Origin of the sequence: Bartonella sp. AP58NXGY, assembly GCF_042195785.1 — a bacterium.
Taxonomy (GTDB): domain Bacteria; phylum Pseudomonadota; class Alphaproteobacteria; order Rhizobiales; family Rhizobiaceae; genus Bartonella.
This window is the reverse complement of sequence record NZ_JBHIOY010000282.1, coordinates 1-675: the sequence shown is the minus strand read 5'-3', so window position 1 is coordinate 675 and position 675 is coordinate 1. Positions and strand designations below refer to the sequence as shown.

Annotated in this window: 1 protein-coding gene; it reads left to right on the top strand. The window is 37.5% G+C overall.

Annotated features, from left to right (window positions below; all coding sequences use genetic code 11):
• Positions 1-65: 65 nt before the first annotated feature.
• Positions 66-675: ABC transporter substrate-binding protein (locus tag ACFINC_RS10960; protein WP_375617226.1), on the top strand; the 610-nt coding region annotated here is incomplete at its 3' end.

Sequence of the window (675 nt, the reverse complement as noted above, 5' to 3'; positions counted from 1 at the left end):
TTATGATTATAAATTTGCATGTCATTTCAATGTCATTCATTGATAAAAAATAAAGGGGAAATTTTATGAGCTTGAAGAAAAAAATATTGAAAAGGAGCAGCTCTCTTGTTTCTGTTCTTATGGCACTGGGGATGGTTGCACAACAAGTTATAGCAAAAACGCCGCCGAATACTCTTGTGATGGCTTGGAATATGGATGCAATCAGTACATTTGATCCTGCCCAAAGCAATGATGTTTATGCAAGTGAAATTATTGAAAATATTTGTGATAATTTGGTCACTACAGCAGCAGATGATCCAACAAAACTAGTTCCAGCATTAGCAAAACATTGGGATGTTTCGGGGGATGATCACAGTACGGTAATTACCTTTCATTTGCGCGATGGTTTGAAGTTTAATGATGGAAGAGCAGCTAACGCCAATGATCTTGTTTGGGGGATGAAGCGGGTTGTTAAATTGAAGATGGGGAATGCAGCAATTTTTAATGAATATGGCATTACAGAGCAAAATGTTGATGATGCTTTGCAAACTCCCGATGAAAAAACGGTGGTGATGAAATTTGATAAGCCTTATCCAGCAGAGCTTATTCTTAATAATGTTGTTGCAAATCATGTCACGGCTTTGCTTGATCGTGAGACAATTATGAAGCATGAAAAAGATGGCGATCTGGGAAATC